Origin of the sequence: Streptomyces sp. NPDC002467, from assembly GCF_042889825.1 — a bacterium.
In the GTDB taxonomy this organism is placed as follows: Bacteria; Actinomycetota; Actinomycetes; order Streptomycetales; family Streptomycetaceae; genus Streptomyces.
In genome coordinates this window covers 151,161-177,154 of the sequence record NZ_JBIARJ010000003.1, presented here as the reverse complement: position 1 = coordinate 177,154, position 25,994 = coordinate 151,161, and the positions used below count along the sequence as shown (strand labels likewise).

Genomic DNA, 25,994 nt, shown 5'->3' with positions numbered 1-25,994 from the left:
CGCGGTCACTTCTCGGTGGGGTCCTCCACGTGGTCGCCGAGGGTGAGGAGGACGCGGCGCAGCAGGCCGGTGAGCTGGTCGCGTTCGGCGGTGGTGAGCCCGGCGAGCTGGCGTTCCTCGCCGATGAGGTGGTGCTCGGCGAGGCGGTTGGTCAGTTCCCGGCCGGTGTCGGTGAGGGAGATCAGCACCCGGCGGCGGTGGGCGGGGTCAACGGCCCGGTCGACCAGGCCCTTCTGTACGAGGTGGTCGATGCGGTTCGTGAGCGCCGCGGAGCTGACCATCGCGGCCGAGCTGAGTTCGCCGGCGCTGAGGACGTGGGGCGGCCCGGAGCGCAGCAGGGTGGCCAGGACGTCGAACTCCCAGGGTTCGACGCCGTGCACGGCCAGGTTCTCCTTGATCCCGCGCTCCAGCAGGCGCGAGGCGCGGGAGAGACGACCGATCAGGGCCATCGGGGACGTGTCCAGGTCGGGCCGGACGGCGCGCCACTGGGCGGTGATGAAGTCGACGCCGTCGCGCTGCGGCTGCTGTTCGGTCATGCCCCGAGCTTAACATCTCGACGTCGAAATATTTGACATCGCTGATCATGGCTGCCTATAGTTTCGACATCGAAATTTTCGTCGTAGGGGGAATGTCATGAAGGTCCTGCTCACCGGCGCGACCGGATACATCGGCTCCGCCGTCACCGACCACCTCGTCGCGGCCGGTCACCAGGTCGTCGCGCTCACCCGCGGCGCAGAACCGCGGCCCGGTCGAGGCTGGCACGCCCAGTCGGTCGGGGACACGGCCGACCCCGCCTCGCTGGCCGGTGCGGTGACCCCGGACATCGAGGCCGTGATCCACCTCGCTCCCCCGAGCGGCGACGCCGACACCGACACCGCCGTCATCGAGGCGCTCACCACTCCGCTGCGCGGCACCGGCCGCCCCTTCGTCTACACCAGCGGCGTCTGGGTGCTCGGCGCCACCGGCGAGGCCCAGGAGGTCGACGAGGAGGCCCCGACCAACCCGATCGGCATCGTCGGCTACCGCCCGCGGATCGAGCGGCAGGTGCTGGCCGAGGCCGCCGAGGGCGTGCGCGCCGTCGTCGTCCGTCCCGGCATCGTGTACGGCCGCGGCGGCGGCATCCCGGCCATCCTGGTCGACCGGGCCCGCCGGCAGGAGGTGCCCGAGTACTACGGCGCGGAGGGCGTGCGGTGGCCGATGGTCCACGTGGACGACCTGGCCGAGCTGTTCGTGGCCGCCGCCGAGCGGGCCGAGGCCGGCACCGTCTGGCACGGCGTGGGCGAGTCGGCCGTCGCCGTACGCGACCTCGCCCGGGCCGCCGGCCGGGCCGCCGGAGTGCTCGCCGCCCCGCGGGCGGTTGCGGTGGAAGCCGCGGCCGAGGTCTTCGGGCCGCTCTTCGCGGACGCGCTCGCCCTCGACCAGAGCGTCGGCGGCGCCGCCGCCCGAACCGCCCTCGGGTGGCGCCCGGACCGGCCGGGCGCGGTGGCCGAGCTGGTCTCCGGCTCGTACCGGCCGGTCGAGGTGTTCGGCGCCCCCGACGGCCCGGAGACCGACGCCGAGGTGGCCGCCATCCGGCGCCTCGTCGCCGAGGTCGAGTACGCCCAGCAGCACGAGTTCGTCGACCGCTTCCTGAGCGTCTTCCGCCGCGAGGACCCAGTGTGGACCACGGGCCACGGCAAGCGGCTGTCGGGCTTCGAGGAGATCGAGGCCTTCACCCGGAAGGTGCTGCCCGGCGCCATGGCCGAGTCCACCGCCGTCTACGACGTCGAGCGCGTGCTGTTCCTGCGGCCCGACGTCGCCGCGGTGAACGTCCGTCAGCAGCCGGTCCATCACGACGGAACCCGGATCGCGGACCGGCCCGAGGGCCGCCCGTTCTACGTCCTGGTCAAGGAGGACGGAGCCTGGCGCGTCGGCGCCGCCCAGAACACCGTCGTGGTCGACTGACGCCCCTCCCCTCCCCCTTCCCCTCCCACACGGCCGCCCCGGGGCACACCCTCCCCGGGTCGGCGCGCCGGTGCGGGCCCGCACGCGGGGACGGGCCCGCACCGGCGGTTCCGGCGCGCTACGGCCGTTCGAAGGCCTGGAGCACGCCTCCGATCGAGAAGCACAGCGCGCCGGCCAGGGTCCCCCAGTTGGCGATGTCCGCGTTGACGAGGCTCCCGGTCGCCGGCCGGGTGAACGCGGCCAGTGCCGAGACCATGAAGAGCACCGAGCCGAGCTGGTTCACGGCCACGACCCACCAGCCGAGGCTGCGCGAGCGCAGGCAGGGCCGGGCCCGGTGACAGATCTCGGCGAACGCGAGGTGCCCCGAGATCAGGAACAGGACGCACCCGATCACGTCGGGGGTCCAGATCAGCCGGTTGGTCTGCTGGACGCTGAGCCCATGGAGGAAGGAGTCCAGCAGATTGACGCCGAACACGAGCGTCCCGACGAACAGGACGAACGCGCTCAGCCAGTCCAGCCGCATCGGCTCGTACCCCCACCACCTCCAGCGGGACGTGACCAGTCGGCCGCCCCCCGGGGTGTGGCGGGGTGCGTTCAGCACCTGGAGGAGCGAGGTGTAGCCGCCGGTGTTGAAGAACAATCCTCCCGCGAAGTAGACGCACGCGCTCTCGAACGCGTCGCCCGAGCCGAACTGGGCGATGGCCGCGCCGAGTGCGAAGAGCGCGCCGCCGATGACGAACGCGCCCGAGGCGACGGCGTTGAGCCTCCGGAGCCGGCCGAGGCCCTCGGTGTCGGCCGCGGCCGTGGCCGACACCGACCCCGAATCGACCGCGCCCGCGGGATCGCGTACGGCCAGTACCCCACGCCTGCGCGCGAGCCGTGACTCCCAGACCACCGTTCCCCCTTCGGGGCGGTGCCACGTGACTCGGGTGGTGAACGGTCCCGCACCTTCGGCGCGCTGCTCAGGCTGGCCCACGGCCCGAGCCTAAACGCGCGTGCGGTGTCCGGCGGACATTGAAACCTCCCCATTCCGTCTCGCGGGCGGCCGGCGCCCCCCTCCCGCCACAAAGCCCTGTCAAAAGTCCTGCCAAAAGTCCTGTCACAAGCAGGGCACAGCCCGTGCCCATGCCCTTGCCGGGGCGGTGGAACTCGTCGACGATGCTCCACGACCCCGGCCGCCGGCACCCCATCTGCCGGGTCGGGTCATGGGAGAACAGGAGAGACAGTGACGAAGAACAACAGGCCGAGAAGGCGCCCCGCGGCGGCACTCATACCGCTGCTCGTGCTCGCCGGGCTTCTGCTGGGCCCCGCGGCGACCAACGCGACGGCCGCGCCGGTGGTGCGGCAGGCCCCCGCCGCGGCGGCGGCGCTGCCGCACAACGCCCTCGCGCTCGGTGCGGACGCCGCGACCGGCCTGCGCGCGCCGATGTCGTCCAAGGAGCAGGCCGCCACCGGCGTCAAGAAGGGCAAGAAGAGCAAGAAGAAGAAGGGCGGGTTCCTCGGGAAACTCGTGATCATCCTGATCGTCGTCCTCGTGCTGCTCGTGGTCGTGTACGGGATCCGCATGGCCATGCGCCGCAGGTCCGACTGACGTTCGGGCCGGCCGGTCGCCACCGTCGTCCTGGCCCGTCCTCCTGCCCCGTCGCCCTGGCCCGTCAGCCGGTCCGGCGCCGGGCAGGTTGGAGGGCAGGACGGAGGGACGCTCCGCAGAACCACCGGTGCCGGCCTACTCTTTTGGCCGTGACATGGCACGAATGGAGCGAAGCGGAGTACCTCGACTGCCTGGAGGCCGAACGGCGCGGCTACGCGTGGGTCATGCGGCACCACGGCGGGATGTCTCCGGAGGAAGCCGTGGAGGCCGCCGCGGAGTGCTATCCGTACGAGCCGCCCGATGCCCCGTACCGCGGGCTGGTCTTCCACGACGACTCGTGGCACTGGGCGATGCGGGCGATCCACGGCGATCAGTACGCGGCGGACCACCCCCAACTGGCGCATCCGTCAGCCGGCTACCTGGCCCTCGAACAACCGATCAGCCTGTAACCTTCCCCTCGCCGGTAACGAGGGCGCGACGAGCCGGCCTTCCGTTCCCGCTCGTTCCCCAAGAGGACGCAACGCACATGTTCAAGGTCAACGAATACTTCGACGGTTCGGTCAAGTCGATCGCCTTCGCCCAGGAGCAGGGCCCGGCGACCATCGGCGTCATGGCTCCCGGCGAATACGATTTCGGCACCGACGCCCCGGAAACCATGCACGTGGTCAGCGGCGCCCTGACCGTCAGGCTCCCCGACGCGGCCGAGTGGGAGACCTTCTCCACCGGCAGCCGTTTCGACGTCCCGGGCAACAGCAAGTTCCAGCTGAAGGTCACGACCGACACCGCGTACCTCTGCGAATACCGCTAGAGCGCCCCATCACCACTGACAAGGGTCCCCGCCCGACGGCGGGGGCCCTTCGGCGTACGAGAGAAGGGCATGCCATGGGCACCTACGTGTCGGTCCGGGGATGGCTGGAGTGCGACGAACTACAACTGGCCGCCGCCCGGCAGATCATCTCGTCCCGGCAGGACGACCGCTACTCCGACGGATGGGGCACGCCTCGGCGGCACGTCAACTGGACGCACTACCTCTTCTACGGCGCCGACATCCGGGAGTCGGCCGTGGACTGGCTCGTCGACCAGATCGGGGAGATGGCGCGGATCCCGGCTTCCGATGCCGACGGAGACCGCGTGCGGGGGTTGTTCCTCGCCACCCACGAGACCGGCGGCACCGTTGAATGGCAGGTCCGCGAGGGCGGTCTCTTCATCTCGCAGGCCGGCTCCGGACACCGCTACCTGGACGAGTAGTCGGTCGTCAGGTGGGGCGGGGTCCAGTCGTGGTGTCGGAGGATCATGCGTACGGCGGCGCGGGAGGGGGTCAGGCGCATCGCCGTGTTGCGCAGGGCCACGGGCAGGGGGTGGGCGAGCTGATGGCCCATCCGTCCGGCCTGCCGGGCGGCGCGGGCCACGGCTTGGCTGCGCGGACGGCGCTCGGCGTCGTAGCGGGCGAGCGCGGCCTCCACCGTGGGCTCGGTCGTGAGCGCGGCGGCCAGCGTGACCGCGTCCTCCAGCGCCTGGCAGGCGCCCTGTCCCAGGTTCGGGGTCATCGCGTGCGCCGCGTCACCGAGCAACGCGATGCGGCCCACCGCGTACGAGGGCAGCGGCGTGCGCAGTTCGTGGACGTCGTGGTGGAGGACGGCGTCGGGCCGGGTCGCGTCGAGCAGGGCGGGGATCGGGTCGTGCCACGTGCGGAAACGTCGGCGCACTTCGGCCAGCGGGTCGGCGAACCGCGTTCCCGGGGGAAGGGCGAGGACCGCGTGCCACTCGGCGCGCCCGTCGGGGAAGGCGATGTGCCCGAACTCCGCCCCGCGACCCCAGGTCAGCTCGAAGTCCGTGCGCAGGTCGACGGGCTTCTCGGTGATGGCGCGCAGTACGGTCGAGCCGCTGTGCACCGGTCCGGGGTGGGACGGAAAGAGACGGCCGCGCACCCTGCTGCCGATGCCGTCGGCCGCCACGACCAGGTCGGCGCGCAGGTCCGTGTCGCCGCAGGCGACTCGAAGCGCGGTCGACCCGGTCCCCTCCACCGGCCCGGTCCCTTCCACCGGATCGGTCTCTTCCACCGGGCCGGCCTCCGCGCCGGTCCGCAGCGTCCCGGCGGGCAGGGCCTCGCGCAGCAGTCGGTGCAAGGTGGCTCGGGGGATCCCCATGATGGGCGTGCCGACCGCCTCCTCCAGGGCCGCGCCGTCCATGCGGGCCAGCCAGCCGCCCGCCGGCGTGCGGGTGCCGCCGCTGTACTGGCCGCGTGATGCTTCCCGCACCGCCTTGCCCACGCCGAGTTCGTCCAGGGCCCGAAGGCCGTTGGCGGCCAGCGAGATGCCCGCTCCCGCGTCGTCGAGCACCGGCGCGCGTTCGACGACCCTGACCTCCCAGCCGATGCGGCGCAGGCCGATCGCGGCGGCCAGTCCGCCGATGCCCCCTCCGATGATCACCGCTGTGCCGCCCATGGCGAAGCCCCCACTTCTTCTACACCTGTAGAAGAACGACCTTACCCGGACTTCTACAGGTGTAGAAAGGGAACATGGCTACGGATCGACGCACCCTGCTCGCGGACGCGGCTCTCGACGTACTCGCCGACGAAGGGATCCGCGGCCTGACGCACCGTGCGGTGGACCGGCGGGCGGGTCTGCCACCGGGCACCACCTCGGCGTACTTCCGCACCCGGGCCGCACTGCTCACAGGACTCGTCACGCGCCTGGTCCGGCTCGACCAGGCGGAACTGGAGACGACGGCCCTGCGGCTGCCGCCCCTGCGCACGGCGGAGGAAATGGTGGACGGCATGGCGTTGCTCGTCCGGCAGCGGCTCACCGGAGAAGGTCGGCGCCGCTCACTGGCCCGCTACGCCTGCGCCGTCGAGAGCGTCCGCGACCCGGAACTGCGGGAGATCCTCGTACCCCGCGAGAACGCCGGCCGGGAAGCCGTGCGGTCGTTCCTCGCCGGCCACGGCGTGACGGACGTCGAGGGCCGCACGTACACGCTGCTGACCTGCGTCGACGGGCTGGTCTTCGACCGTCTGGTGTCCGGGGGCGAAGTGCCGCGCGAGGCGCTCCGGGGCCTCGTGGCCGCCGCCCTGCGCTGATCGCCGGGCGGGCCGGCCGTTCACAGCCGCCAGCGCTGGCCGGTGTGGTTCCCGCAGGGGTTGAGCGTCAGGTCGAGGTTGAGGGTCGGTGCTCCGTTCGTGTCCAGGCACAGTCCGCTCGTCGGGTTGGTGAACCGGCCGCTGCCGGCGTCGTACTTCCATTGCTGGCCGCTGTAGTAGCCGCAGGTGTTGAGTACGACCGTGACGCCGGTGGCCGGGCTCCCGTTCGTGTCGAGACACAGGCCGCTGGGGGTGTTCGTGAGGTGCAGGTCCGTCGGGTCGTGGCGCCAGATCTGGCCGCTCCAGTTCCCGCAGGCGCGGAGCACCACGTCGAGCCCGGGTCTCTGCGGGCCGTTGGTGTCGATGCACAGTCCGCTGTGGGCGTTGGTGAGCGCGCCCGTGGACGCGGCGGGCGAGGCCGGGGGCGCCTGGGCCACCGCCGGAGTGGACGGCGCCGCCGCTTCGGGGGTGGGCGACCGAGGTGCCGCTTCAGGGGTGGTGGGCCGCACCGAGGGCGTCGGCGACGACAACGACGGCGGCGGCGTGCTCGCCGGACGGCTCGCGGGCCTGTTCCCGCCGGACTCCGTCGAATACCCCCGGCCCGGCAAGACCGTCCAGAGGATCCCGGCCGCCGAGAGCAGGAGCACCACCCCTGCCGCGGCGGCCGCCCGCACGCTTCGCCGCTTCGGCGCGGAATCCGGCGGCGCGGGGGTCGCGGGCATCCGCCACGCGCGCGCGAGCATCGTGGTGACCGCGTCGGCGTCGACCGTGGTCGCGGGGTCCTCGGCGCCGGTCAGTTCGGCGAGGACCCGGCCCGGTGTGGGGCGTTGCTCGGGCGACCGGTTCAGGGCCGAGGTCAGCAGCGCCTTGAGCGGGTCGGGAACACCGTCGAGATCGGGTTCGTCGCGCAGGACCCGGTAGAGCACCTCCTCGATCTGTCCGGTGCCGAACGGCGGCCGCCCGGTGGTGGCGTAGGCGACGGTCAGCGCCCACGCGTACACGTCGGACGGAGGTCCGGCCTGTCCGCGCAACTGCTCCGGCGCCATGTAGCCGACGGTTCCGACCGCGACGCCGGTACGGGTCACGGCGGTCGCGTCGCCGGCCCGTGCGATGCCGAAGTCGATGACCTTCGGGCCCTGGTCGGACAGCAGTACGTTGCCCGGCTTGAGGTCGCGGTGGACCAGGTCGGCCCGGTGGATCGCCACGAGCGCCTCCGCGAGCCCGACGGCGAAGCCGTGCGCCATCTCCCCGCGCAGCGGTCCGTGTTCGGCGACGTGCTCCGCCAGCGTCGGACCCGGTACGTACTCCATGACGACGTACGGACTGCTCGCTTCGACCTCGACCGTCAACACCCGTGCCGTGCAGGCGCCTTGGACGCGCGTCAGCGCCGCTGCCTCGCGGCGGAACCGTGCCCGGAACTCGGAGTCCGAGGCCAGTTCCTCGCGTAACCGCTTGAGGGCGACGAGTCGGCCGTCGGAACCCTGGGCGAGGTAGACGACGCCCATGCCGCCGGCGCCCAGCCGACCGACCAGCGTCAACTCGCCGATCCGCTGCGGGTCCCCCGCACGCAGCCCACTCAAACCCACCTGGCTCCTCCTGAGACGTACGTACGGTGATCGCTCGTCGCGGGTCCGGGGCACCGCTCCGGAGGCACGGTCCGCCCGCCGTGATCGCCCCCTCGATCCCCAGGCCCAGAATGCAGCACGCCGACACCGCCGGGCACGGGTTCCTCGATGCCGAGACCGAGCCGCGGCACAAGACACTTCTCGGCCCGTGCGCGCGGGCTCGCCTCGTGCGCCCATACGTGCGCCCGCGCGCCCCGTCCCGGGGGGTGGCCGCGGGGCGGGCTTCACCTGAACATGAACTGCCGCCGCCCTGATGGACGCGACGGCCCGTCGCGGACGTCGCGATCATTCGCAGCACTTCGGGAATGGCGGGGGGCCATGGGACGACGCTGGCTGATCACGGGATGCTCCTCCGGACTCGGGCACGCCCTCGCCACCGCCGCGGCACGGGCCGGCGACGAACTGGCGGTCACCGCCCGCAAGACCACAGATCTGGAGCAGTTGGCGGCCGCCTGGCCCGGCCGCGTGACCGCGGTCCCGCTCGAACTGCGGGACGCCTCCTCCTGCGAGGAGGCCGTGCGCACCGTGGTCGACCGCCTCGGGGGCGTCGACGTCCTCGTCAACAACGCGGGCGTCGGACTGTTCGGCGCGGTCGAGGAGGTCTCGGACGCCGAGCTGCGCGACCAGTTGGAGACCCTGGTCGTGGGGCCCTGGCGGCTCACGCGCCTCGTCCTGCCGTTGATGCGGGCCCAGGGACACGGCCACGTCGTCAACATCTCGTCAGTGGCGGGCCGGATGGCGTTTCCCGGTCTGGCGGCGTACGTCGCCGGGAAGCACGCCCTCGAAGGCATGAGCCAGGCCCTGGCCGCTGAGGCCGCCCCGCACAACATCCGCGTCACCGTGATCGAACCGGGCATGTTCGCCACGCGCTACGGCACGTCGTTGACCGAGGCCCGCCACCGGGTCCCGGCCTACGACGCGACCAACCGCGAGATGCTGGAGGGCACCCGCGGCATCGCGGACAATCCCGAGACCGGGCGCCCCGAGGACTTCGCGGAGCGGGTCCTCGACATCGTCTCCGCGGACGCCCCCGTACCCGTACGGATACCGGTCGGTGACGACGCGTACGGCTTCCTGGACCTGGCGGAGCAGGCGGCCCGCGCCGAACTCGCCGCTGCCCGGCTCCTCGTGCGGGGGCCGCACGCGGCCATGTGAAGCGGCACGCGGCATGGGCCTCGCCGACGGGGGAGGCGGCGAGGCCCATGCCGGAAGGGTACTTCCAAGGCCGTGCGAAGGTCCCACGATCCGCGAATTGCGAAAATCCGCCGCGTCACCCGTCCGCGGATCGCGGAACTGCCGCAGGTCGCCGCCCCGCACCTGCGAGCGGTGTCGTCGGCGGCGGATGGCAGCATGTGGCCATGACTCGCGACGATCTCGACATGCTGTTCGCCTCCCCCGCGGCCCTGCTCGACGCCGGGCCCGAAGTCTTCGAGGAGTTGCCTCCCGAGGGTGGCGGTGCGGGGCGTGAGGCCTGGGCCCAGGCCGTCGCGATACTCGACGGGGCCGAGGTGCCGCGGGCCGAGTTCGCCTCGTGGCTGCACTTCGGCGCGAAGGTGCTCGGGCACGACGCGTACGCCGATCTCGTCGCCGAAGCCGAGCCGGGCATGCCGTGGCGGACCGTCTGGGCCTGGTGGCGGCCGGTCGGCTCGTACCGGGCCAAGCCGAACCTGAGCGGGGACGCCAACGTCGAGGTGTACGAGGCCCCGGACGGCCGTCTCCTGCTCAAGGTGTGGTCGCAGTGGACCCAGGAGCGGTGGCTCGATCCGGCCACCGGCGAGCGGTTCCCCGCGCCCGCCGACGGCGAGTTCGCCGAGCGGCCGTACGACGCCCCCGTCGAGGGGCCCGTCCTCTTCGACCCGGACGACGACCACGGCCTCCACCAGCCCGCCGGCTGGGAGGAGCCCGCTCCGCTCGGAGGTGGCCGCGTCATGTTCTCCGAGCCGCGCGGCGTCGTGGTCCTGGAGCGGAACGGCGCGGCGGCCGACCGGTCGACGGACGCCGAGGCGGTCTCCCGGGGCGGCGGCGGGCCGTGGTTCGCGGGGCCGACGGCGGCCGAGGCCCCCCTGGACGCGGCCCGCATGGAGGAGGCGTTCGACGCCGACGGGATGGTGCTGCTGACGCGGGACCAGCTGCCCGCCGCGCTGATCCACGAGCCGACTCGGGAGCTCGCCGTGACGGCCGGGCTGCCGACGTGGTTCGCCGCCGGGGTCGCCACCTTCACCCTGGCCTGGTCCGAGGGGAAGGCGCACGCGCTGGAGCCCGGCGAGCACGGCCTGCTGCACCTGGGCACCTTCGACATGGCGTACGGCGACACGGGCCTGGTGCTCGTCCACCCCGAGACGGGCGCGGTGTCGATGATCCGCGAGGACGAGGGGCCGTTCCCCTTCGCCAGGGACACCGAGACCTTCGTGCGGCTGCTGGAGGCCCAGTACCGGTTCATGAGCGCCTGCTGGGACTCCTACCCGGGCGAGGACGGCGCGGGGGACTTCCTGCGCGAGGTCGCCGCCCTCGAACCCCTCGCGTTGGACGAGGATTCGCCCGCGGGGGACGCGTGGGGACACCTGTTCGCGGCCGTCGTCGAACTCAGCCCGTGGGGCTTCTGACGCCGGAGGGCGACGGACGGGGCTCCGGCCCCGTATTCGGGGCCGGAGCGGCGGGCAGCGGGTGTCAGATCTCCAGGGCGCCGGGGAACGGTCCGTGCCCGACTCCGGGTGCGGTGACGGCCAGCCAGCCGTGGCCGCTCATCGGGGTGTCCTCGTCGATCTCCTCCGGGTCGATGCTCAGCTTTTCCGCCGCGCAGTTGGAGCTCGTCTCGCACGAGGCGTTGGGCTCGTACAGGCCGGGCTCCCAGTGCTCGTCCTCCGTCTGCGGCGTCTCCCAGGCCATCGGCTCGCCCGTCCACGCCGGCTCGCGGTAGGTCTGGTACGAGCGGATCACCCGGCCCTGCTCGGCGATCGCCCAGCAGTGCTCGTCGTCGTAGGCGTCGCGGAAGTAGAAGTGGGCCTCTCCGCAGTACGCGCTGACCCGGGCCGCCGTCTCCTCCGCGGTCTTGAACACCATGACGCCGAACACCATCCGCCAGCCCGCGAACTCGGGCGTGACGAAGGCCCGGTGGACGGTCAGTTCCTCGCCGTCGGGGCCGGTCGTCACCGCCGTGTCGTGCAGCACGCCGGACATGCCCATCGCCATGGTCGCGGGGATGCGGTCGTGCAGCCCCAGGGCCTCGAAGACGCCCTCGTAGGTGGCGGCCGGCACCGCGATCCACATGAACGGGCAGTAGTCGTCCAGCAGTCGGTCGTCCAGCAGCTTGATCCGTACGAGGCGTTCCAGGGCCCGCCGGTCACGGTCGTCCAGTTCGTCGCCCGCACCGATCATCGCCAGGGCGTGCAGTGCGTGGCGGCGCAGGGCGCCCGGCCCGTCGCGGCGTATCTCCAGCAGGCCGGCGACCCCTTCGGATCCGAGCGCCTTCAGGTCCTTCTCGACCTGCCACAAGCCCTCTTGACGGGCGATCTGCGACAGAAGTGACTCAAGGGTCTGGTTCTGCGTGCTCATAACCCCGACCCTAGAACATGCGCACCACCCCGCGGCCGGTGGCGGGCCGCGGGAGGTGCGTGCGGTCCGTGCCGGTCAGCCGGCGAAGCGGCGGTTGCCGGTGAGCGACCACACGGCGGAGATCCTGCCGTCCGTGACCGCGAACATGTCGATGCCGCTCTTGACGACGACGTCTCCACCGTCGTCGGCGTTGCTCTCGCTCCACCGGCAGGCGATCTCGCCGCGCTCGGAGTCGACCAGCGGCGGGGCGTCGGCGGAGAACGTCACGCCCGTGAGGGCATGGCTGTTGACCGCGATGAATGCCGTTAGTTCCTCCTGGCCGAAGGTGGCGGCGGAGCCGGAGCCGCCGAAGTCGTCCGCGAAGTAGAGCCGGAAGCCGGGGGCGAGGATCTGCTCGGCGAGGTCGACGTCTCCGTTCCAGAGCGCCGCCCAGCCATCCACCAGCCGGGTGCCGGCCTCCCGGGTCAGCGGTGCGGAGTCGGTGGCGGGGGTCGTCGTAACAGACATGGGTGCCTTCCGTGGTCGGTTCCTGGTCACCCAGCCTCTGGGCCGTGAGCGACAACCCCCTGTCGGTGTTTAGGCCGCGGGGCGGTGGCTCAAGCGAAACCCCAGAGCTCGTCGAGCGATACGAAATCCCGCCCGGGGGTGTCGAATTGGGAAAGGTCCACCGGGCGCGGGTCTGCCGTCTCCTCCAGGGCCCGCGCCTCCCGGATGCGATCGAGGCGGAAGCCGTGCACGGCGGAGCGCGGCCGGCACCAGCCGATGAGGTACCAGTGCTCGCCGCCGAGGAAGCCGAGGGGTTCGACGACTCCGTCGGAGACCTCGCCCCGGGCGTCGGCGTAGTGCAGGTGCACCAGCCGTCCCGACGAGAGCGCCTCGCGCAGGGCGTGCGGGAGCGCGGACGGCCGGGCGGGCTCCACGGGGACCCGTACGCGGCCGGCGAGTTCGCGCGCGGCCTGGCGGTCCCGCTGCGGCATGACGGCGAGCACCTTGCGCAGCGCCGAGCGGGCGTCCTCGGCGAAGGGTGATCCGGACAGCCGGTGCAGGGCGACGGCCAGTGCCGCGGCCTCGGGCGCGGTGATCGTCAGGGGCGGCAGGGTGTGGTCCTTGTCCACGACGTACCCGCCGCTGCGGCCGGGCTCGGCGTAGAGCGGCACACCGGACTGTTGCAGCGCGCCCAGGTCCCGCTCGATGGTGCGGGTACTGACGCCGAAGCGCTCGGCGAGCCACCGGGCGCTGCGCGGCCGGGGCGAGACCGCGCGTAACTCCTCCACCAGGGCGTACAGACGCTCGGTACGGTTCACAGCCAAGGACCGTAGCCGATGCCCCGGGACTCGCGACAGCGGCTTCGTCACCGGTGACGGCCGCGATCGGTCCCCGGCGCCCGGTCGGACGCGAGGTGAATCGTCATTTAAGATTCAGGGCGGCCGCGGAGCTGCGGATTGTCGCCTTGAGCGGCGACCGCGCGACGGTCGGGCCGGCCGGTCGGGGAGAGCGGCCAGGACCACGGTCAGGGCTTGGGCCGGGACCTGGATCGGGCCCCGGTCCGGATGGGGACCACATCAAGCTGATCATGAAGATCCGGGGAGTCACGTGACCACCGGCGTGCGTCTCAGGGGTGTGGGGCGCCGGGCACACCCGCCCACGAACAGAAGACTCCCAGGGAGAAGTGAGGTATGCCAGTGATCTGCGTCGGAGGCATGATCGGAATCGGCAAGACGAGCGTGGCCGAACTCCTCGCCAAGGAGCTGGGCAGCGACGTCTTCTACGAGAGCGTGGACGACAACCCGATCCTTCCGCTCTTCTACACGTCGAGCCCCGAGGAGATCCAGGCGAGGCGCTACCCCTTCCTGCTCCAGCTCTACTTCCTCCAGACGCGGTTCGCCGCGATCAAGGAGGCTTACAAGCAGGACGACAACGTCCTCGACCGGTCCATCTACGAGGACTGGTACTTCGCCAAGGTCAACCACGACCTGGGGCGGATCAGCACCCTCGAGATGCAGGTGTACGAGGGGCTCCTGGGCGAGATGATGCGCGAGATCGACGGCCTGCCGTACCGCAAGGCGCCCGACCTCATGGTCTACCTCAAGGCGGACTTCGAGACGGTGATGCACCGCATCGGGCTGCGGGGTCGCGATTTCGAGCAGGACGAGAGCCTCGTCGAGTACTACCGGACGCTGTGGTCCGGCTACGACGAGTGGGTGCACCAGCACTACTCGGCCAGCGAGGTCTTCATCGTCGACATGAACAACACGGACGTCGTGAACAACCCCGAGGACGCGGCCCGCGTGGCCCGGGACGTCAAGGAAGCCCTGGCGGCGGCGGTCGCACGCCGGGGCTGAGGAGCCCACGCGCGGCCACGCGCGGCCACGCACCGCTTCCATGACGCGCACCACACACGCCGTACGGACGGCGGCCCGTACCGGGCGAGTCCGATGATCACGCCCCCGCCGGTTCCGATCCGGCGGGGGCGCTGTCGTTCCCGGGCGCGGGTGGAGAACCCCTCCCGGCGCTCACGGAGCAGTGGCCCCATCGTCCCCGTAAGACCCTCAAGTCCCATCCGTCCCCTAAAACCTCAGCAACCCCATCCGTCACTGTGGCATTCGGGTTATTCTCGTCAATCCACGATGTTTCCAGTGCCTATGATCCACCTTCATGACAGCAAGTCAGAAGGCCCTGAGAGCGCAGGACTCGGCCGATGTCGTCATCCTCGGAGCCGGGCCCGCGGGGCTGGTCCTCGGAAACCTCTTACTCTCGGCCGGCATCGACTGCGTGATCCTGGAACGCGCCGCCCGCGAGCACGTGCAGACCCGGGCGCGGGCCGGCTATCTCGCCGAGCACACCGTGCGGATCCTGGAGCGGCACGGCCTGGCCGAGGGGCTGCGCCGGCAGGGGCAGGAGCACCGTGTCTGCGAGTTCCGCACCGTGCACGAGAGCTTCCGACTGGACTACGGGCTCCTCGGCAGGGGCGAGCAGCACACCGTCTACCCACAGCACGAGCTGGTCACGGACCTGCTGGCGCGGTACCTGACCGGCGGCGGCCGGATCCTGTTCGAGGCCGAGGCACTGGCCGTGCTCGACGCCGACGGGCCGCGGCCGTCGGTCGACGTGCGCGACGCGGACGGCCGCCCGGGGCGGTGGCGGGCCCGGTACGTCGCCGGGTGCGACGGCCGACACGGCGCCGCCCGGCGCTCGCTCCCGGAGGGAACGATCCGCCACCACCGCGACCACGGGGTCACCTGGCTCGGACTCCTCGCCGAGGCACCGCCGAGCCTCGATGCCGTGGGCTACGCGATCCACCCGCGCGGCTTCGCCGGGCACATGGCCCGCTCCCCCGAGGTCACCCGCTACTACCTCCAGGTCGCCCGCGGGACCGCGGCAGACGACTGGTCCGAGGACCGGATCTGGGAGGAACTCGCGCTGCGCCTGCGGGCGGCCGACCACGGCCCGCTCACACGTGGCCCGATCTCCCAACGCGCCGTCGTGGACCTGGAGTCCGACGTACTGGAGCCGCTGCGGCACGGCTCGCTCTTCCTCGTGGGTGACGCCGCGAGCCTGATCAGCCCGTCCGCCGCGAAGGGGGCGAACCTCGCGGTGCTGGAGGCGGAGATCCTCGCCCACGCCCTCACCGCCGCCCTCCGGCACTCCGACCCCGCCCCGCTCGACCGCTACTCGGAGCGGTGCCTGGCGTACATCTGGCGTGCGCAGGAGTTCTCGCACTGGATGATCCGGCTGCTGCACGCGGACCCGGAGGGCGCGGGCGGCGATTCGATGTTCGCGGACCGGCTGCGCCACAGCCGCATCGAAACGCTGCGCACCTCGCGCACCCAGCAGGACTGGTTCGCGGAGAACTACGTCGGACTCTGAGGCGCCCCCCTCAACCCCTCACCACTTCCCCGGCTTCCCAGGCGCTTCGTGCCGCCCGGATGCCGGCCGCCCCCACCCCCGAGCACCGAAACGGACCGGAACCAAGGATGTCCTCCCCATGACGACACCGACCGCAGCACCCTCGGCACCCTCGACACCGACAGGACCCGCAGCACCCACAGGACCCGCGGGGGGCTCCTCGGGAATCCCCGCCACCCCGCACACCCCCGACGACACCGACCGGCTGAGCGCCGCGGTCGACTTCGTCCGGAACCAGGACACCGCCACCCTGCTCCGCCTCCTGCTGCCCGGGCTCGACGGCCTGGAGTTGCGGGCGCTGGCCGACCGCTGCCGCTTCGCGCACGCCGCGCTGCTCGTCTTCCCCGCCGACGGAACGTCCCTGCGGCGACAGTTCGCCGCCTGCGGACTCGACCCCGACGCGGTGGCGCAGCCGAGCGTCGTCGTACGGGAGCGGCTGGCCCTGCGGCATCGGCGCGATGCGGCGGCGCTGGACGTAAGGATTCTGCGGCCCGAGGTGCACTGCGCCGACGGCGAGCGCCGGGTGGTCGAGGTGTTCACGCTGACCCTCCCGCCCGGATCGGAACTCGGGGACGTCGCCGCGCACGAGCGCGCCCGGGACCACGAGGCGCACATCGCGTTCGAGGTCGAGCGGCCCGACCCGCTGGTGCTGCGCGGCCTGTGCGAGACCTTCGCGCAGCACGGCGCGGTCGCCGACGGCGGCGGCTACAACCCGCACGAGGACGGCACGGTGTTCTACTTCACCGCGCCCGCCGACTCGAAGGCCGGCTACCGGCGCGTCGAGCTCTACGCGAGCGGTGACCACCGCAGCGTGCTCACCCCCCACCTCGCCGACTACCAGGCCCGCCGACCGGCGGAAACGCTCCTGCGGCTGATGACGGGCGCGTGGACGACCCAGGCCCTCGCGACGTGCGCGCAGTTGCGGCTGCCCGAGGCGATGGACGCCCGGAACGACGGCGGCCCCCGTGCGGCCGTCGGCGTGGACGTCCTGGCCAGGGCCGTGGACGCCGACCCGGAGAACCTCGCCACCCTGCTGCGCTACCTCGCCATGCTGGGCGTGGTCGCGGCGGAGCCGGACGGCTTCCGCCTCACGGGGCTCGGGGCGCTGCTGCGTGCGGACTCTCCCGGGTCGATGCGGTCGCTGGCGCTGATGTACGGCGGCGCGTTCTACCAATCGTTCGCGCTGCTGGCGAGTGCCGTGCGCACCGGGCGGACCGGCTTCGAGCAGCTCTTCGGCGAGAACCACTTCGACTACTTCGCCCGCCGGCCCGCGCTCGCCGAGCGCTTCGACCAGTCCATGGCGGCGAGCGCGCGCATGTTCGATCCGCTCCCCTCGCACCCGGTCATCGCCGCGGCCGCCTCCGCACCCGACCGGCGGACGGTCGTCGACGTCGCGGGCGGCACCGGGGAACTGCTCGGCCGGATCCTGACCGCGCGCCCGGCCCTGCACGGTGTGCTGCTCGAACGCCCGCACGTGGTCGAGGCGGCCCGGCGGCACCTCGACACGGCCGGCGTCGGTGCCCGCTGCACCTACCGGGTGGGCGACTTCGCCGACGTGCCCGCGGGCGGGGACGTGTACGTACTGTCCCGGGTGCTGCACGACTGGGACGACGACCGCTGCCTGGAGATCCTGCGCGCCTGTGCCCGGGCGATGCCGGCCCACGCCGACCTGCTCGTCGTGGAGCGGTTGCTGCCGTCGGACGGTTCGCCGTCGCTGGCGACGGCCTGGGACCTCCACATGATGTGCAACGTCGGAGGTCGCGAGCGCCGGGCCGACCACTACGCGGCCCTGCTGGACGGGGCGGGGCTCCGACTGGTCGGCCATTCCCCACTGCCGCTGGGCGCGAGCGTCCTGCACGCCCGCAAGGCGGCCGCGGTGGCCGGCGCGTCGGAGCCTTCACACCGGGGCTGAACGGATCGGCCGTCCGCTCCCCCGGCCCGTCCGCTCCCCCCGGCTCATGGCGCCGTGGGGAGTGGACGGGCGTGCGCGGGGCGCGGGCCCTGACGTCATGTGCCGCGGCAGGGCGGGTCGAAGGCGATCGTCGGGAAGTGCTCCGCCCACTCGGCTCGGGTGATCCGGGGGTACGCGACGGCGCAGACGCGGGCGGCGACCGTGTCCCGGCCGGTGTCCCACAGTCGGACCGTGAAGTCGTTGCCGCCGGTGGCCAGGGTGTCGCCGTCCGGGCCGAAGGCCACGGCCGGAACCGGGTTCGAGTGGCCGGTGAGGACGGTGGGGCCGGTCGCACCGGCCACGTCCCAGAGCAGTGCCCTGCTGTCGGCGGCGCCGGCTGCCAGTCGGCGGCCGGTCGCGTCGAAGGTCAGCGTGTAGATCCAGGAGCCGGACGCCGGCAGCGGGGTCGGCTTCGACGGGCGGACGGTGGCGCCCTTGTTCCCTACCTCTCCGATGTCTCCGACGTCGATCAGCCAGACCGTACGGTCCTCGCGGTGGAAGGCGGCCAGTTTCCGGTTGTCCGGGCTGAACACTCCGCCGGTCAGGAGCTCGGACCGGAACGGGGACGCCAGTTCCCGGGGGCTGCGCGGGTCGTCGATGTTCCACAACCGCAGCGAACCGGACTCGCCGGTGCTCGTCACCAGCGTGCGGCCGTCCGGCCGGAACGAGGCCATCGTGACCTCAGGCCCGTCCTCGGCGATCCGACCGAGTGGCCGGGGAGCGGCGGGATCGGTCAGGTCCCAGAGTCCGGCGGTGCGTTGGGCCCAGACGGCCAGCAGGCGGCCGCCCGGGCCGAACGCGGCCCCGCCGACTTCGCCGCCGCCGGGGCGGATGACAGAGGTCTGCCGCGGTTTCCGTGGATCGGTCACGTCCCAGACACGGACGGTGGTGTCCTCACCGACGGTGACGAGGGTGCGTCCGCCCGGGCCGAACGCCACCGACCGGACGAACTTGGTGTGCCCGCGCAGGACCGACAGCGGCCTCAGGGCCCGGCCGCCGGTGACCTGCCAGAGCCGTGCGGTGCCGTCCCAGCCCGCGCTGGCCAGCAGGCGGCCGCCCGGACCGAAGGCCACGGAGGTGACGACGTCGTCGTGGTTCCCGAGTGACAGGTCCCGCAGGTCCAGCAGCCGGTCGGAGTCGGCCAGGACGCGGCCGTCCGAGCTGAACGCGGCCTGGTAGGCACCGCCCTGAACCGTGCCGGTCCGCTTCGGCTCCGCCGGGACGGTCACGTCCCAGAACAAGGTGGAGCCGCCGATCGAGACGAGCGTTTCGCCGTCCGGGCTGAACACCACCGACCAGACGATCGCCGGATGGCCGAGCAGGGCGACCGGGGGCCGTGTCCGCGGGCCGCCGCCCACGTCCCAGACCCGTACGGAGTGGTCCCAGCTCCCGGTCGCCACGGTCCGGCCGTCGGGGCTGAACGCGGCCGAGGTCACCGTGTCGGTGTGGCCCCGCAGGACGTCGAGGACGAGCGGGTTCGCGGGGTCGTCGACGTCCCACAGCCTGGCGGTGGTGTCGCCAGTGGTCGCGAGCGTGCGGCCGTCCGCGCTGAACGTCACCGAGGTGACCGCGTCGGTGTGACCCGGCAGGGTGGCGAGTAGCCCCGGGTGGCGGGGATCGCTCACGTTCCACAGCCGAACCACGCCGTCGGCGTGCCCGGTGGCGATGGTTCCGCCGTGCCCGTACGCCACCCACGTCGGCGCGGACGACCGGTCCGGCAGGGTGCCCGACTCGACGGGCGCGCGCCGGTCCGCCGCGTCCCACAACCGCACCGATCGGTCGCTCGCCGTGGCCAGATGGCGGCCGCCCTCGTCGAACGCCACCGCCCGCATCCGCCCCGGGTCGTTCAGGACGGCCAGCTGTACCGGGTGGTGGGCGTCGGCCGCGTCCCACAAGCGGACCGTACGGTCCCAGCTCGCGGTGGCCAGGACGGCGCTCTTCGGGGCGAAGGAGATCGCGACCACGTCCGAGGTGTGGCCGGTGAGCCGGCTCGTGTACGGCGTCGCGAAGGCGCTCATGAGCTGGTCGCGGACGTCGCCGGTGGGGGCCAGCCGGTACGCGGCCAGGTTCAGCTGCGCGGCGAGCGAGGGATTCGTCTGCCGTACCTCGGCCGCGTCGGCGGCGGCCTTCCGCGCGATGGCCACGTTGCGCTGCCGGATGGCCGAGTCGCGCGAGTCGACGGCCAGCCCGCCCGCGGTCGCCGCGATGACCACCAGCACCGTCAACAAGGTGACCAGCCGGCGCAGGCGCACCGCCCGCCGCCTGACGGCCGCCGTCTCGCCGGCCTGCGCTTCCCTGCTCTCGTCGAGGAAACGTCGTTCCTTCGAGGTCAACCGGCTGTCTTCCGCGGCGGCCAGGTCCAGCGCCGCGGTCAGGCGGGCACCCCGGTACAGGGCGTGCGGGTCCCGGTCCTGCGCTTCCCAGGCGGTGGTCGCCTCGGTGAGCCGCCGGTGCAGGTGGAGCCGGTCCCGGTCCTCGGTCAGCCAGCCGCGCAGCCTGGGCCAGCACCGGATGATCGCCTCATGGGTGATCTCGACGCACTCCTCGTCCAGCGTCACCAGCCGCTGCCGCGCGAGGGATTCGAGTACGAGGGCCGTGTCGGGGTTCGGGTCCAGCTCGTCCCTGCTGATCCGGCGTTTGGTGTCCTCCGTGCCGTCGCCCAGCGCGGTGAGCCTCAGGAACAGCGACCTCGCGAGGTCCTGCCGGGTCGGCGACAGCGCCCGGTAGGCGGCCTCGGCGGTGTGTGCGAGCGCGTGCTGGATGCCGCCGACCGCGAGGTAGCCGTCCAGGGTCAGGCGGTTGCCGCTGCGGCGCCGCCAGGTCTCGTCCATCGCGTGCGAGACCAGTGGCAAAGCGCCCGGCTGACCGGTCGCGTCCGCGACCACGGCCGCGAGCAGCGGGCCGGTCACCGTGCAGTCGGCGAGCACGGCCGGACGGGTGATGGCCTCGCGCAGCTCCTGGCTGCTCATGGGACCGACCGCGAACTGCGCGTCGCGCATCGCCTCGACGAGCCGGGGGTCCCGGACGCAGTGGCCGTAGAAATCGGCGCGCACGCCGAGCACCACGCGGGTCCGGCTGGTCGCCGCCGTGGTGGCCTCGATCAGCATGGTGACGAAGGCGTCCCGTTCGTTCCGGTCGCCGCCCTTTCCGCAGGTGATGGGAGGTGGTTGTCCAGCTCTTGATGTCCGGAACCCTCCTTCCGGCACCGGACAACGACCGGCGGCTAGAGATGGGGCTGCGCAACCGCGCAAGGTCATGCGAAGGAGAACCCATGAGGTCCGTACGACGACTGATGCTGCTGGCCGCGACCACCGCGGGGCTGATGGCCGGCGCCGCCCTGACGGGCGCGCCCGCGTTCGCCGCCGCGCCGCTGTTGAAGTCCAACCTGAACGGGAGGTGCGTCGACATCTTCATGTTCCATCAGGAGAACGGCGCCTCCACCGTGACGTGGGACTGCACCGGCAACACCAACCAGCAGTGGCGCTGGGACGGTGAGCAGATCCGTTCCGGCATGAACGGGAAGTGCCTGGAGATCTACGGTCCCCACCTGGGCGACCAGGGCTCGGTGGCCATGTGGGACTGCAACGGCGGCGCCCACCAGAAGTGGTTCCGCAACGGCGGCGAGATCCGCAACCGGGTCAACGGGAAGTGCCTGGACATCCTGGCCGGCCGGGCCGAGAACGGGCAGCTGCTGGTGAGCTGGAGCTGCAACGGCGCGCGCAGCCAGAGCTGGGACTTCTGAACACGGGCCCGGCCCGGCACGTCTCGTGCCGGGCCGGGCCCGGGCCCGCTTCCCTTTCCCGGACCGACCGGGTCCGGGCCGGCTTCAGGCGTTGTCGCCGAGGCCGCGATCGGGTGCGCTCATGTCGCCGGTGGCGGGTACGCCGTCGGCGAGGCCGTAGCGCAGGTAGACGGTGCCCTTGGGGCTGGTCGCCGGGGGTGCGAGGAGCGTGAGGTTGGTGGGCACCGCGCCCTCGTCGAAGACCTTCTTCCCGACGCCGAGCACGATCGGGTGCACCCAGAGGTCGAGCCGGTCGAAGAGCTTCTCGCGCAGGAGGGTCTGCACGAGGTCCAGGCTGCCGACGACCTTCACGTTCTCGTGGCGGTCGCGGATCTCACGGACCGCGCCGGCCAGGTCCGGGCCGAGCTGAGCGGATCCGGCCCAGGAGAGGTCGGGCCGGCCGCGGGAGGCCACGTACTTCGGGACGCTGTTGAACAGCTCGGCGATCTCGTTGTCCTCGCCGCCCTTCTGGTGGGGCCAGTAGGCGGCGAAGATGTCGTAGGTGCGCCGGCCGAGCAGGAGGGCGTCCGTGCCCTCGTAAGCGGCTCCGATCTGGGCCCCGGTGACTTCCTCCAGCAGGGGTGCCTGCCAGCCTCCGAACGGGAAGCCCTCCGGGTCCTCGTCCGGGCCGCCGGGCGCCTGCCCGACGAGGTCGAGGGTCGCGAACATCTCGATGTGGATGAGGCCCATGGTTTGCTCCCGCTGAGTCGATTGTCTCCGTCGAGGGATGGACCGGCGGGAGTCCCGAAACTCATCGGTTCGCCGGACATCGGTCACGGGGATTCCGTGTCTCCCGTTCCGTTCAGGCGTACGGCAAGGGCCGCGATGTCGTCGTCGAGGCGTCCTCTGCTGTAGCGCAGGAGGTCGCGGTGGAGGTCGGCGAGCAGTTCCCGGGGCGGTGTGGGCGACTGCCGGCTCATCCAGTCCGTCAGGGGGAAGAACTCGCCGTCGCGGGCGCGGGCCTCGGCGATCCCGTCGGTGTAGAGGAGCAGCAGGTCACCGGGGGCGACCTCGAAGGTGTCCACGCTGTAGTGGTCGCCGATCAGCTCCGCGAGACTGAGCAGCGGTGAGGGGGTGGCGGTCTCCAGGACACGGAGTTTCCCTCCGCCCAGGAGCAGTGGCGGAGGGTGTCCGCAGTTGAGGATGCCGATCCGTCCGCCCTCGTGCGGGATCTCCACCAGGAGTGCGGTGGCGAACCGCTCGGTTGGCCCCTCGGGGGGAAAGGCGGCGTTGTAGCGGGTGCTGCTGACGTCCAGCCTGCGGGCGATGTCGACCAGGTCCGGCTCGTCGTAGGCCGCCTCCCGGAAGGCGTTGACGATGGCCGCGGCCGCCCCCACCGCGGGCAGGCCCTTGCCCCGTACGTCGCCGATGAGCAGCCGGACCCCGTACGGCGTGTCGACGACCTCGTAGAAGTCCCCGCCGATACGGGCCTCCGCCGCGGCCGCCAGGTACAGCGCCTCGATCTCGATGCCGCCGAAGCGGCGCGGCATGGGGCTCAGCACCACCTGCTGCGCCGCGTCGGCGACGAGCCTGACCTGGAAGAGGGTGCGCTCGCGTTGGAGGCGTAGGTGGCTTCCGTACGCTGCGGCCACGGTGACCGCGATGATCCCGGCGGCCGTCCACCAGGTCCCCAGGTCCGGGAAGACGAGGCTGAGCCCGATCATCAGGAAGAGGCAGACCGTGCCGAGCAGGACGGTGGGGAGCACCGGCCACATGGCGGCGGCGAGGGCCGGCGCCGCGGGCAGGAGGCGACTGAAGGCCATGTCCGGCGGAGTGTTGTAAGCCAGGGCGGCGATGACGACGGTCAGGATGACCGGCGACAGCCGCACAAGTCTTCCCGGGCCGGGGCGCCGGCGGAGCCGCGGCCGTCCGGACTCGATCACACTTCACAGAATATCGATATACAGGGGGCATAGCGCCCTGACCCGTCAGAGCCGGGGGTCAGCCGTTCAGCGACTTCATGAGCTCGGGGGCGTAGCGGTCCCCCGCGACCACTCCGTACGGGGCGACCGCGTCGATGGAGGCGAGGTCGGCGTCGGTGAGGGTGACGGCGGTCGCGGCGACGTTCTCCTCCAGGTAGCGGCGGCGCTTGGTCCCGGGGATCGGGACGGCGCCCATGCGCAGGGTCCAGGCCAGTGCGAGCTGCGACGGGGTGACGCCCTTCTCCTCGGCGAGCCGGCGGACGCGGTCGACGACGGCCAGGTTGCGGTCGAAGTTCTCGCCCTGGAAGCGGGGGTCCGTACGCCGGAAGTCGTCGGCGGCGAAGTCGTCCGGGCTGGTCACGGCGCCGGAGAGGAAGCCGCGGCCGAGCGGCGAGTAGGCCACGAGGCCGATCCCGAGCTCGCGGAGCGTGTCCAGGACGCCGTCGTGCTCGATGCCGCGCTCGAAGAGGCTGTATTCGGTCTGTACGGCGGTCAGCGGGTGCACGGCGTGCGCGCGGGCGATCGTGGCCGCGGAGGCCTCGCTGATGCCGATGTGGCCGACCTTGCCCGCGGCGACCAGCTCGGCCATGGCGCCGACGCTCTCCTCGATGGGCACGTTCGGGTCGACCCGGTGGAGGTAGTACAGGTCGATGTGGTCGGTGCCGAGGTGGCGCAGGGAGCGGTCCGCGGCCCGGCGGATGTACTCCGGGGTGCCGTTGAAACCGCGGAGGGTGCCGTCGTCGGTGAACTCGACCCCGGTCTTGGTGGCGACGACCGCCGCGTCGCGGCGTCCGGCGAGGGCCTTGCCGAGGAGCTGCTCGTTGACGAAGGGGCCGTAGGCCTCGGCGGTGTCGAGCAGGGTCACGCCCAGTTCGAGGGCGCGGTCGATGGTGGCGAGGGACTCGGTCTCGTCGGTGGCTCCGTAGTGGGCGCTCATGCCCATCAGGCCGAGGCCTTCGGCTCCGACGTTCAGGCCCTGCGTGCCGAGTGCGCGGATCTCCATGGTGTTCTCCTCAGGGAGCGGGGGAAGTAACTAACTGGATAGTTTTAGTTTGGCGCACCCGGCGCCGAGATGTCAATAACCAGATAGTTACTTGCTAGGCTTCGGTCATGGCACGGGATTCCAGCGCAACGAAGGCACGGCTGCTGGACGCGGCGTTCGCCGAGTTCGCCGCGTACGGCATCGCCGGGGCGCGCGTCGACCGCATTGCGGCCACCGCCCAGGCGAACAAGCGGCTCATTTACGTCTATTACGGTAACAAGGAGCAGCTCTTCGACGCGGTTCTCCAGCGCGCCCTGGAGACCGGCTCGGAGTCGGTGCCCTTCGACGCGGAGGACCTGCCCCGGTACGTGGGCGCCGTCTTCGACCACCTCGTGGCCCGGCCCGACCTCATGCGGCTGGTGCAGTGGAAGCAGCTGGAGCGGCCCGGCAGCGCCGACACCGAGGCGGAGTCCTACCGGGTGAAGATCGCCGCGGTGGAGCGGGCGCAGGGGGCGGGGCTGATCGACCCGGCGCTCGATCCGGCGGACCTCCTCACGCTGGTCATGGGCCTGGCCCAGGCCTGGACCGGAGCCCCGGGCGGCCCGGCCGCCGGCGTCCCGGAGACCGCCTGGCCCGCCGAGCGGCTGGCCGGGCACCGTGAGGCCGTGGTCGAGTCCGTACGACGCCTGATCCGCCCGGCGGGGGCATAGGCCGCCCGGTCAGGCGGTCGGCGGGGGGTCGACGGGGATGCCCAGCCGGTCGGCCACCGCGGTGAGGGCATCGCCGAGAGGGAGTTCCACCCGGGTGAGCGCGTGCCGGTCGCCCCGGGTGGCGTCGCGGTTGACGATCAGCACCGGCTTCCCGGCGTCCGCCGCCAGCCGGACGAACCGCAGGCCGGACATCACCGTCAGCGAGGAGCCCAGGATCAGCAGCGAGGCCGCCGCTCCGACCAGCTCGCGGCACTGGTCGACGCGCGCCCGCGGAACGTTCTCGCCGAAGAACACCACGTCCGGTTTGAGGATGCCGCCGCACCGCGAGCACGGCACGACGCGGAAGTCCCCGACCTGTGCGTCGGTGAGGTCGGCGTCGCCGTCCGGGTTGAGGGCGGCGGCCACCGGTTCGAAGCCCGCGTTGGCCTCTTCCAGCCGCCGGGCGAGGTCGCGGCGCGGGCTGGATGCCCGGCAGGACAGGCAGACGACCCGGTCCAGGCCCCCGTGGAGTTCCACCACGCCCACGCTGCCCGCGGCCTGGTGCAGGCCGTCGACGTTCTGGGTGATCACGCCCGCGAGCAGGCCGTGCCGTTCGAACGCCGCCACGGCCCGGTGTCCGGCATTGGGCCTGGCGCGGCCGAAGGTGCGCCAGCCGAGGTGGCTGCGCGCCCAGTAGCGGCGCCGGGCCTGGGCGCTGCCGGTGAAGTCCTGGTACGTCATCGGAGTGTGGCGGCTCAGGCTCCCGCCCTCCCCGCGATAGTCGGGGATCCCCGACTCGGTGGAGATGCCGGCCCCGCTGAGCACCAGCACACCGCCGCCGTCGAGGGCCTCCACCACCGGCTCCAGGTCCGTGGTGCCGGGCGGCAGGCCCTCCGGCGGGGTCCAGCTCAGAGTGGGACGCACGCGCATGCCGCCCAGGGTACGGAACCCACACCGCGCACGCCCAGGCCCTGC

General features: G+C 72.4%; 25 protein-coding genes. 13 read left to right on the top strand and 12 right to left on the bottom strand.

Annotated features, from left to right (window positions below):
- Window positions 1–5: 5 nt before the first annotated feature.
- On the bottom strand, window positions 6–536 hold the full coding sequence (locus ACFYYJ_RS07210) for a MarR family winged helix-turn-helix transcriptional regulator (protein ID WP_385132333.1): 531 nt from the start codon (window positions 534–536) through the stop codon (window positions 6–8).
- Between the two features lie 97 nt (window positions 537–633).
- On the opposite strand from ACFYYJ_RS07210, the gene ACFYYJ_RS07205 reads away from it, so the two are divergent.
- Window positions 634–1,944 carry an SgcJ/EcaC family oxidoreductase gene (locus ACFYYJ_RS07205; protein ID WP_389129435.1) on the top strand — a complete coding sequence of 437 codons (1,311 nt, stop codon included), beginning with the start codon at window positions 634–636 and terminating at the stop codon, window positions 1,942–1,944.
- Window positions 1,945–2,062: 118 nt separating this feature from the next.
- Here the strand turns inward: ACFYYJ_RS07205 and ACFYYJ_RS07200 are convergent, their stop codons facing one another.
- Complete coding sequence (locus ACFYYJ_RS07200; RefSeq protein ID WP_385132328.1) at window positions 2,063–2,920, bottom strand: hypothetical protein; 858 nt, start codon at window positions 2,918–2,920, stop codon at window positions 2,063–2,065.
- A 249-nt stretch (window positions 2,921–3,169) separates the two neighbouring features.
- Here ACFYYJ_RS07200 and ACFYYJ_RS07195 point away from each other — a divergent pair, with 249 nt between their 5' ends.
- The 4 genes from ACFYYJ_RS07195 (at window position 3,170) to ACFYYJ_RS07180 (ending at window position 4,783) form a co-directional block, all read left to right on the top strand.
- Entirely contained in the window at window positions 3,170–3,535 is a 366-nt protein-coding gene (locus ACFYYJ_RS07195; protein WP_385364352.1) for a hypothetical protein, read from the top strand.
- A 149-nt stretch (window positions 3,536–3,684) separates the two neighbouring features.
- On the top strand, window positions 3,685–3,984 hold the full coding sequence (locus ACFYYJ_RS07190; RefSeq protein ID WP_385132323.1) for a hypothetical protein: 300 nt from the start codon (window positions 3,685–3,687) through the stop codon (window positions 3,982–3,984).
- A 77-nt stretch (window positions 3,985–4,061) separates the two neighbouring features.
- Window positions 4,062–4,343 carry a pyrimidine/purine nucleoside phosphorylase gene (locus tag ACFYYJ_RS07185; RefSeq protein ID WP_389129431.1) on the top strand — a complete coding sequence of 94 codons (282 nt, stop codon included), beginning with the start codon at window positions 4,062–4,064 and terminating at the stop codon, window positions 4,341–4,343.
- Between the two features lie 74 nt (window positions 4,344–4,417).
- Complete coding sequence (locus tag ACFYYJ_RS07180; RefSeq protein WP_389129428.1) at window positions 4,418–4,783, top strand: hypothetical protein; 366 nt, start codon at window positions 4,418–4,420, stop codon at window positions 4,781–4,783.
- Here ACFYYJ_RS07180 and ACFYYJ_RS07175 read toward each other — a convergent pair.
- A complete protein-coding gene (locus ACFYYJ_RS07175) occupies window positions 4,768–5,979 on the bottom strand; it encodes an FAD-dependent monooxygenase (RefSeq protein ID WP_389129426.1) in 1,212 nt (403 codons plus the stop codon). The two genes, ACFYYJ_RS07180 and ACFYYJ_RS07175, sit on opposite strands and share 16 nt — an antisense overlap.
- A 74-nt stretch (window positions 5,980–6,053) precedes the next feature.
- Between ACFYYJ_RS07175 and ACFYYJ_RS07170 the strand changes: the two genes are divergently transcribed.
- Entirely contained in the window at window positions 6,054–6,611 is a 558-nt protein-coding gene (locus tag ACFYYJ_RS07170) for a TetR/AcrR family transcriptional regulator (RefSeq protein ID WP_389129423.1), read from the top strand.
- Between the two features lie 20 nt (window positions 6,612–6,631).
- Here the strand turns inward: ACFYYJ_RS07170 and ACFYYJ_RS07165 are convergent, their stop codons facing one another.
- Window positions 6,632–8,191: a serine/threonine protein kinase gene (locus ACFYYJ_RS07165; protein ID WP_389129420.1), complete on the bottom strand. Its 1,560-nt coding sequence runs from the start codon at window positions 8,189–8,191 to the stop codon at window positions 6,632–6,634.
- Between the two features lie 363 nt (window positions 8,192–8,554).
- Between ACFYYJ_RS07165 and ACFYYJ_RS07160 the strand changes: the two genes are divergently transcribed.
- Both ACFYYJ_RS07160 and ACFYYJ_RS07155 read left to right on the top strand, forming a co-directional pair.
- The gene (locus tag ACFYYJ_RS07160) at window positions 8,555–9,391 is read left to right on the top strand and encodes an SDR family oxidoreductase (RefSeq protein WP_389129417.1); all 837 of its coding nucleotides are present in this window, start codon (window positions 8,555–8,557) and stop codon (window positions 9,389–9,391) included.
- 203 nt (window positions 9,392–9,594) lie between these two features.
- Window positions 9,595–10,839, top strand: a complete 1,245-nt coding sequence (locus ACFYYJ_RS07155) for an SUKH-4 family immunity protein (protein WP_389129415.1) — start codon at window positions 9,595–9,597, stop codon at window positions 10,837–10,839.
- 64 nt (window positions 10,840–10,903) lie between these two features.
- On the opposite strand, the gene ACFYYJ_RS07150 is transcribed toward ACFYYJ_RS07155, so the two are convergent.
- From ACFYYJ_RS07150 to ACFYYJ_RS07140, 3 genes are all read right to left on the bottom strand, one after another.
- On the bottom strand, window positions 10,904–11,788 hold the full coding sequence (locus ACFYYJ_RS07150) for a hypothetical protein (RefSeq protein WP_389129413.1): 885 nt from the start codon (window positions 11,786–11,788) through the stop codon (window positions 10,904–10,906).
- A gap of 75 nt (window positions 11,789–11,863) precedes the next feature.
- Window positions 11,864–12,295 (bottom strand): hypothetical protein, encoded by a 432-nt coding sequence (locus ACFYYJ_RS07145; protein WP_385132299.1) that lies wholly within the window; start codon window positions 12,293–12,295, stop codon window positions 11,864–11,866.
- An 89-nt stretch (window positions 12,296–12,384) separates the two neighbouring features.
- Window positions 12,385–13,092, bottom strand: a complete 708-nt coding sequence (locus tag ACFYYJ_RS07140; RefSeq protein ID WP_389129410.1) for a helix-turn-helix transcriptional regulator — start codon at window positions 13,090–13,092, stop codon at window positions 12,385–12,387.
- 372 nt (window positions 13,093–13,464) lie between these two features.
- Between ACFYYJ_RS07140 and ACFYYJ_RS07135 the strand changes: the two genes are divergently transcribed.
- The 3 genes from ACFYYJ_RS07135 (at window position 13,465) to ACFYYJ_RS07125 (ending at window position 17,606) form a co-directional block, all read left to right on the top strand.
- A complete protein-coding gene (locus tag ACFYYJ_RS07135; RefSeq protein WP_385132294.1) occupies window positions 13,465–14,130 on the top strand; it encodes a deoxynucleoside kinase in 666 nt (221 codons plus the stop codon).
- 313 nt (window positions 14,131–14,443) lie between these two features.
- Window positions 14,444–15,655 carry a 4-hydroxybenzoate 3-monooxygenase gene (locus ACFYYJ_RS07130; protein WP_389129408.1) on the top strand — a complete coding sequence of 404 codons (1,212 nt, stop codon included), beginning with the start codon at window positions 14,444–14,446 and terminating at the stop codon, window positions 15,653–15,655.
- Between the two features lie 118 nt (window positions 15,656–15,773).
- Window positions 15,774–17,606, top strand: coding sequence for a methyltransferase (locus tag ACFYYJ_RS07125; RefSeq protein ID WP_389129406.1), 1,833 nt, complete (start codon window positions 15,774–15,776; stop codon window positions 17,604–17,606).
- Between the two features lie 95 nt (window positions 17,607–17,701).
- Here the strand turns inward: ACFYYJ_RS07125 and ACFYYJ_RS07120 are convergent, their stop codons facing one another.
- Window positions 17,702–20,902: a WD40 repeat domain-containing protein gene (locus ACFYYJ_RS07120; RefSeq protein WP_389129403.1), complete on the bottom strand. Its 3,201-nt coding sequence runs from the start codon at window positions 20,900–20,902 to the stop codon at window positions 17,702–17,704.
- Window positions 20,903–20,916: 14 nt separating this feature from the next.
- Here ACFYYJ_RS07120 and ACFYYJ_RS07115 point away from each other — a divergent pair, with 14 nt between their 5' ends.
- A complete protein-coding gene (locus ACFYYJ_RS07115) occupies window positions 20,917–21,387 on the top strand; it encodes an RICIN domain-containing protein (RefSeq protein WP_389129400.1) in 471 nt (156 codons plus the stop codon).
- Window positions 21,388–21,471: 84 nt separating this feature from the next.
- Here ACFYYJ_RS07115 and ACFYYJ_RS07110 read toward each other — a convergent pair whose 3' ends face one another.
- From ACFYYJ_RS07110 to ACFYYJ_RS07100, 3 genes are all read right to left on the bottom strand, one after another.
- Window positions 21,472–22,116 carry a dihydrofolate reductase family protein gene (locus ACFYYJ_RS07110; RefSeq protein WP_389129397.1) on the bottom strand — a complete coding sequence of 215 codons (645 nt, stop codon included), beginning with the start codon at window positions 22,114–22,116 and terminating at the stop codon, window positions 21,472–21,474.
- A gap of 83 nt (window positions 22,117–22,199) precedes the next feature.
- A complete protein-coding gene (locus ACFYYJ_RS07105) occupies window positions 22,200–23,255 on the bottom strand; it encodes a PP2C family protein-serine/threonine phosphatase (RefSeq protein ID WP_385131894.1) in 1,056 nt (351 codons plus the stop codon).
- 112 nt (window positions 23,256–23,367) lie between these two features.
- Window positions 23,368–24,351, bottom strand: a complete 984-nt coding sequence (locus ACFYYJ_RS07100) for an aldo/keto reductase (RefSeq protein ID WP_385363447.1) — start codon at window positions 24,349–24,351, stop codon at window positions 23,368–23,370.
- A gap of 107 nt (window positions 24,352–24,458) precedes the next feature.
- On the opposite strand from ACFYYJ_RS07100, the gene ACFYYJ_RS07095 reads away from it, so the two are divergent.
- The gene (locus tag ACFYYJ_RS07095; RefSeq protein ID WP_389129394.1) at window positions 24,459–25,040 is read left to right on the top strand and encodes a TetR family transcriptional regulator; all 582 of its coding nucleotides are present in this window, start codon (window positions 24,459–24,461) and stop codon (window positions 25,038–25,040) included.
- A 9-nt stretch (window positions 25,041–25,049) separates the two neighbouring features.
- Here ACFYYJ_RS07095 and ACFYYJ_RS07090 read toward each other — a convergent pair whose 3' ends face one another.
- Window positions 25,050–25,949, bottom strand: coding sequence for an NAD-dependent protein deacetylase (locus ACFYYJ_RS07090; RefSeq protein ID WP_389129391.1), 900 nt, complete (start codon window positions 25,947–25,949; stop codon window positions 25,050–25,052).
- Window positions 25,950–25,994: the final 45 nt, after the last annotated feature.